Source organism: Vibrio ruber DSM 16370 (assembly GCF_900163965.1).
GTDB classification, from domain to species: domain Bacteria; phylum Pseudomonadota; class Gammaproteobacteria; order Enterobacterales; family Vibrionaceae; genus Vibrio; species Vibrio ruber.
Genome location: NZ_FULE01000092.1, coordinates 58026 through 64818, shown reverse-complemented (window position 1 = coordinate 64818; position 6793 = coordinate 58026). Strand labels below are relative to the sequence as shown.

Below are 6793 nucleotides of genomic sequence, written 5' to 3'. Positions count from 1 at the left end.
TAAAGTTTTTGTGACACCGAAGTGTCGGCTCAATGAATACTGCTTTTTGTCTCTGCTTAAAAGCAGAAGCAAAAAGTGACATTACATAAGTAATGTTGAATTGACTGTGCTCTTATTGAATAACAGTTGCCTGCATCCAACTTGATTTGGTCACTCGATTCATTGATAAAATCTTTTTGGATATTTATCGACGAGTGCCCACACAGATTGATTGGTCTATATTGTTAAAGAGCGATTCTTCTAAACGTTCTCCGTTCGAAGAGGCGGTCATTCTAGCGAGATAAATCTTGGTGTCAAACACTTTTTTTCAGATTTATCTGCCTTTCTTATAACCTTGTTAACGTAGCTCAAATTCCGTAGAAGCCTTGCCTGTCAACGAGAGCGCATTATAGAGATCCAGTTCACATCCGCAAGTATTTTTTTACAAAAAATGCAAAAATACCGGTTAATCGCTGAATAATCCTTCAACAGCTTATTTATACCCATTTACTCAAAGATAAATCACAAGTTATCCACAGAATTATCCTTTTGAGGTATTCATGAAAGATAAAAAAAGCTGCAATCGCAGCTTTTTTCATTCAATGAAGATTAAATACCGGAACCATCGGCTTCGCCATCATCTTCATGAAGACCACACTCTCTTTTCAGACCAAAAAAGCGTGTCTCTTCTTCTGACATGCCCGGTTCCCATTTTCGGGTCGTGTGCACATCACCGATGGAGAGATAACCTTCATCCCATAATGGATGATAAGGTAGATCATATTCTTTCAGATAATAATGAACATCTTTATTTGTCCAGTCGATGACAGGCAAAAATTTAAATACACCATTTTGGACTGCAAGCACCGGTAGATTGGCACGAGACTTCGATTGCTCGCGACGTAATCCTGAGAACCAAGTCCCAACTTCCAGCTCTCTCAATGCTCTTCGCATTGGCTCCACTTTATTGAGGTAATTATATTTCTCAATCCCTTCTACATCCTGTTCCCATAATTTCCCGTAACGCGCTTCCTGCCACGCGGGCGTCAACTCTGCACGATAGATTTTCAGGTTCAGATTCAATCTTTCCGTCAACTGGTCAATGAATTGATACGTTTCAGGAAACATATATCCCGTATCAGTCAGGATAACCGGCACATCATTTTTGACTTGAGAAACCATATGTAGCATCAATGCAGCTTGAATCCCAAAGCTAGAGGATACTGCCAATGTTCCTTGTAGGTTCTCAAACGCCCAAATGATCCGTTCTTGCGCCGACAAACTTTCCAGATACCCGTTCAATTCAGCCAAGTGAAGCGACTGCTCCACTTTGGTCATGTTGAGTAACTCAGAAAGTTGTGGCCGATATAGCACACTATCAGGCATAAAAATCCCTCTTTGAGACCACGACTTCTTCAATGATTCCGCTGCGAATCACAAAATCACCGAAACATTCGCCGTCATTACGCTCTGTCGCCCAACGCCCTACCAGTTGGTCGATCTCCGCCAATATTTGTTGTTCAGTAATATTTTCCTTATACATTTTCGGAATTCGAGTTCCGGCCCGATTTCCGCCGAGATGCAAGTTATAGCGTCCCGGAGCTTTTCCGACCAATCCAATCTCTGCGAGCATGGCGCGACCGCATCCATTCGGGCAACCGGTCACCCGTAAAATGATGTTCTCATCTTCTCCTAACTGATGTTTCTCCAGAATGCCTTCAACATCTGTCACAAATTCCGGCAGGAAACGTTCAGCCTCAGCCATTGCGAGTGGACACGTCGGAAATGACACACACGCCATTGAGTTCTTACGTTGCTCGCTCACACCATCGTCCATCAGGCCATGTGCTCGGGCAATCAATTCAATCTGTTCTTTTTGGTCGGCTGTCACACCGGCAACGATCAGATTTTGGTTCGCCGTCATCCGGAAATCACCTTGATGGATTTTCGCGATCTCAGCAACACCTGTTTTTAATGGCTTGCCTGGATAATCCAGTAACCGACCGTTTTCAATAAAGAGAGTCAGATGGAATTTGCCATCAATTCCTTCAACCCATCCGATGCGATCACCACGGCTAGTGAATTCATAAGGTCGGCTCTCTGCAAAGTTGACGCCGGCTCTTTTTTCAACTTCAGCCTTAAACACATCAATACCAACACGATCAAGTGTGTACTTGGTCTTCGCGTTTTTCCGGTTAGAGCGGTTTCCCCAATCTCTCTGCGTCGAAACCACAGCGGCTGCGACATCCAATGTTTTTTCCAGCGGAATGAACCCAAAATCATCGGCACGACGAGGGTAGGTTGATGTATCCCCATGCGTCATCGCTAGGCCACCACCCACCAGCACATTGAATCCAACCAACTTGCCAGCTTCCGCGATCGCAACAAAATTTAAATCATTGGCGTGCACATCAATATCATTATGTGGTGGAATGACAACCGTCGTTTTAAACTTACGAGGCAAATAACTACTGCCCAGAATCGGCTCTTCGTCCGTCGTTTCCAGTTTTTCGCCATCAAGCCAGATTTCTGCATAAGCCCGAGTTTTCGGCAGTAAATGCTCACTGATTTTCTTCGCCCATTCATAAGCTTCCTGATGAAGCTCAGATTCAACCGGGTTCGATGTACACAATACATTGCGGTTCACATCACCGGCAGTAGCGATTGAATCAATGCCGATTTGATTGAGGGTCTGATGCATCAGTTTGATTTTAGGCTTAAGCACCCCATGAAACTGGAAGGTTTGCCGGGTTGTCAGACGGATACTGCCATACATAGTGTGCTCGGTCGCAAATTGATCGATAGCGAGCCATTGCTGTGGCTGAATAATCCCACCGGGCATCCGTGCACGAAGCATCACATTATGTAGCGGTTCAAGCTTCTGTTTAGTTCGCTCAGCCCGAATGTCACGATCATCTTGCTGATACATACCGTGAAAACGAATCAACTGGAAGTTATCCGCCGTAAATCCGCCAGTTAACGGGTCTTGAAGATCTTGTGTGATCGTTCCACGTAAAAAGTTACTTTCTCGTTTCAGGCGCTCGTTATCAGACAATGGCCCCAACACTTGCCCTAATACTTCTTGGTCTTTGTTTTCTTGATTTGCACTCATTAGTAGACATCCCTTTGATAACGCTTCGCTTTACGGAGTTCATTGACGTATTCTTCAGCTTGTTCCCGACCAAAGCCACCTTGCTGTTCGGCAATGGTAATCAAAGCTTCATGAACATCTTTCGCCATATGGGTTGCATCACCGCAAACGTAGAGATAAGCGCCATTTTGGAGCCAATCCCAAACCTGTTCGGCTTTTTCCAACAGACGGTGTTGAACATAAACTTTTTCAGCCTGATCGCGGCTAAAGGCAACATCCATCTGAGTTAAAGCCCCTGATTTCAGATATTTCTGCCACTCAACCTGATAGAGGAAATCCTGTGTGAATGTCCGGTCACCGAAGAACAACCAACTCTTACCGGCAGCACCACGGTTATCTCTTTCCTGAATAAAGCTTCTAAATGGCGCAATACCCGTTCCAGGACCTACCATGATGATCGCAGTATCATCATCCTGAGGAAGTTTGAAGTTATTATTATGCTCAATGAAAACGTTGACGTTTTCTCCTTCTTCAAGGCGATGAGTCAAAAATCCGGAGGCACCGCCCTGACGGGGTTCGCCATTTTGATCATACTCAACCACCCCAACCGTCAGATGAACTTCTTCATCGACTTCACTTTGACTGGATGCAATCGAATAAAGACGCGGGGTCAAACGGCGCAATAATCCCACTAGCTCATCAGCCGATAACTGCACAGCAGCTTGTTTTAACACATCAATAATCTGTGTATGGGCTGAATACTCACGCAGTTTATCTTTGTCTTCGATGAGTTCTTTCAAGAATGTCGATTCAGATAGTTCTGCCAGCCGAGTAATAAACTGAGGATTGGAGGAGGTGATTTCAAACTGATGAATTAAAGCACTGTGAATCGAAATACTTTCACCATCAACATCGACACTCTCCACACCAGATAACCCCACACAATTGAGAATCTGACGGGATAACTCCGCATCATTTTCATACCATACACCTAGCGCATCGCCTGGTTGATATGTGATTCCGGAACCTTCAAGATCAATTTCGATATGACGCACATCTTTTCCCGAATCGCGCCCGGTAATTTTCTGATTGGTCAAAAGCGTAGCAGTGTATGGTTTCAGCTTCGTGTATTCAGCAGACGTACTTCCCGCCGGTTGAACCGGTAACGGCACCACTTCGCCTTGTCCTTCTGACATCGATTCTTTCAGAATTCCCAATGCTTTTTGACGCCACTCGGCAGCCGGAGCGTCATAGTCCACATCGCAGTCAACCCGCTCCAAAAATGGTTTAGCCCCCAATTTAGAGAGAAAAGCATCAAAGTCTTTACCGGTCTGGCAGAAAAACTCATAGCTTGAATCACCCAGGCCAATCACGCCATACTGTAGATTCTCTAGTTTCGGGGCTTTTTTCGACTGTAGAAACTCATGTAGCTCAAGGGCGTTATCAGGTGCTTCGCCTTCACCGTTAGTTGAAGCTACGATAACAACATGGGTTTCTTTGGCCAGGTCTTTACCTTTGTAATCACTGGCATCAAAAATCTGTACTGGTAACCCTTGCGCCTGAGCCTCATGCTCCAGTGCTTCTGCAACCCCTTTGGCGTTGCCGGTTTGGGAAGCATAAATAATGGTGAGTTTATCGGCTGGTTTTGCTGCCGTGAGCGGAGTAAGAGTCGCACTGGAAACTTCTCCGGACTGAGATTGACTCAACCCCCAGAAATATCCGCTTACCCAAGCTAATTGCTGTGGCGACAATTGTGAAACCGTATGTTGCAACTGACCAAGCTGCGTATCGCTGAGTGGGCTTGAAAATAAACCACTGTTGTTAGAACTATTGTTATTCGCTGAAGACATCGTCACGACTTCCCTATTCATTGCATGACGATAGAGTAACCAAGCTCACTAATAACAAGAAAGAATAGATGAGAATGTTTTATAACTTTTGGGAGTAAGAAAGGCTACAGCTCCAGTTGGGAGTAAGAAAGGCTACAGCTCCAGAGATTCGATTCTGACTTGTTTAAAACCGACATCCATTGCTGATTTAGAAGCGAGATCTAAATTGGTGTAATGACACTCTTCGCCATCTTCGTCAGTTAACAGAATAAAAGATCCGTCTGCGTGTTTGAATTCAACAATCCACATTCCGTTGTCAGAAAAAGGCTCGACAATCGCTTCCACCAGAAGGTTTCCCCGATATAGGGCTTTCAGTTCTTCAAGCGACATCTTTTATCCCTCCATGTTGATCCCCAACACGCTCTTTCATCATGGGAGATGATGGTCGAAAAGTTAAGCTTTTCTCAATAAATAGAAAAAAATAAAATATAAAGCCAAGCACTAATAACCAAAGGAAATATTAATCAGGTCAGTTTCTTCCATAACCAGACGCCAAGCATAATTAAGAGCAACCAAGGCAGCATCTTAATAAACATAGCGAACATTCCAAACGCCAAAACAAATAAGAATGACAAGCCAATCGACAACAGGACACCAAATAACGTCACACCCGTAAAAAATAGCACGCCTGCAAAGATCAACAAATACAGCACTTCAACCATCATAGTTTTCCTTTATTTTTCCAGCTTTATTTTCTATGAGTAAGCAGAAATCAGGCCAACTTAACACAGCCTGAACCCACTGATTTTCCGAGACTCAGAGTGACTCTATGCCAAATCGTTCACCGGCAATTGGTCAATCTGACGAATCTCAGGTCAGATTTACACATTTAAAGATTCAGGGATTTTCAATAGTGCGGTCTGAATCACTTCGATTCCTGCGCCTTTTTTATGCGCGTTCTCACTAATATAACGACGCCATTGCCGGGCACCGGGCATATTCTGAAACAGCCCGATCATGTGACGAGAGATGTGTCCGAGATAAGCGCCTTGCGATAATTGCGATTCGATATAAGGATACATCTCTTCGACAACCTGAGAACGCTTCTTCACCGGCGTTTCCAGGCCAAAAATCTGTTGATCCACTTCTGCCAGCAGATATGGGTTCTGATATGCTTCGCGACCGATCATCACCCCATCAAGTTGTTTAAGATGCTCTTTCGTTTCTTCAAGGCTTTTGATGCCTCCATTAACAGCAATCTGTAAATGGGGGAAATCTCGTTTCAGCTGATAGGCTCTGGGATAATCTAACGGTGGAATTTCCCGGTTTTCTTTTGGGCTCAGACCATTCAACCATGCTTTACGTGCATGAATCGTAAACTGTTCGCAGCCACCTTGTTCAGCAACAATTGTGACGAAATCGGTCAGAAACTGATAAGAGTCCTGCTCATCAATACCGATTCTTGTTTTCACGGTCACCGGGATATCAACTTCTGCTTTCATCGCAGCCACGCATTCAGCAACCAACTGAGGCTCAGCCATCAAACACGCCCCAAACCGGCCATTCTGGACGCGATCTGACGGACAACCGACGTTGAGATTAATCTCATCATAGCCACGTTCAGCAGCCAATTTTGCACAAGTCGCCAGATCCTGTGGATTCGAACCACCCAATTGTAAGGCAACCGGATGCTCCTCATGGTTATAAGCCAGAAAATCGCCTTTTCCATGAATAATCGCCCCCGTCGTCACCATCTCGGTATACAACAGCGCCTGCGAAGTCAGCAACCGATGGAAGTAGCGACAGTGCCGGTCAGTCCAGTCGAGCATGGGAGCTACAGAAAATCTGTTGGCCTTAAAACTACTACTCATTACTGCAACCCCTTAATTTTACT

The 6793-nt window shown here is 44.8% G+C and carries 6 protein-coding genes; all 6 read right to left on the bottom strand.

All coding sequences use genetic code 11. From position 1 onward, the window contains the following. Window positions 1-588: 588 nt before the first annotated feature. On the bottom strand, window positions 589-1365 hold the full coding sequence (locus tag VR7878_RS20585; protein ID WP_077337807.1) for a phosphoadenylyl-sulfate reductase: 777 nt from the start codon (window positions 1363-1365) through the stop codon (window positions 589-591). Continuing rightward, window positions 1358-3091 carry an assimilatory sulfite reductase (NADPH) hemoprotein subunit gene (gene cysI / locus VR7878_RS20580; protein WP_077337806.1) on the bottom strand — a complete coding sequence of 578 codons (1734 nt, stop codon included), beginning with the start codon at window positions 3089-3091 and terminating at the stop codon, window positions 1358-1360. The genes VR7878_RS20585 and cysI overlap by 8 nt, the downstream gene beginning before the upstream one ends. Continuing rightward, the gene (locus tag VR7878_RS20575; RefSeq protein ID WP_139344190.1) at window positions 3091-4941 is read right to left on the bottom strand and encodes an assimilatory sulfite reductase (NADPH) flavoprotein subunit; all 1851 of its coding nucleotides are present in this window, start codon (window positions 4939-4941) and stop codon (window positions 3091-3093) included. The genes cysI and VR7878_RS20575 overlap by 1 nt, the downstream gene beginning before the upstream one ends. Window positions 4942-5052: 111 nt before the next feature. Continuing rightward, window positions 5053-5289 carry a hypothetical protein gene (locus VR7878_RS20570; RefSeq protein WP_077337804.1) on the bottom strand — a complete coding sequence of 79 codons (237 nt, stop codon included), beginning with the start codon at window positions 5287-5289 and terminating at the stop codon, window positions 5053-5055. A 134-nt stretch (window positions 5290-5423) separates the two neighbouring features. Then, window positions 5424-5624, bottom strand: coding sequence for an envelope stress response protein PspG (locus VR7878_RS20565; RefSeq protein ID WP_139344189.1), 201 nt, complete (start codon window positions 5622-5624; stop codon window positions 5424-5426). Between the two features lie 156 nt (window positions 5625-5780). Further along, the gene (dusA, locus tag VR7878_RS20560; protein ID WP_077337802.1) at window positions 5781-6770 is read right to left on the bottom strand and encodes a tRNA dihydrouridine(20/20a) synthase DusA; all 990 of its coding nucleotides are present in this window, start codon (window positions 6768-6770) and stop codon (window positions 5781-5783) included. Window positions 6771-6793: the final 23 nt, after the last annotated feature.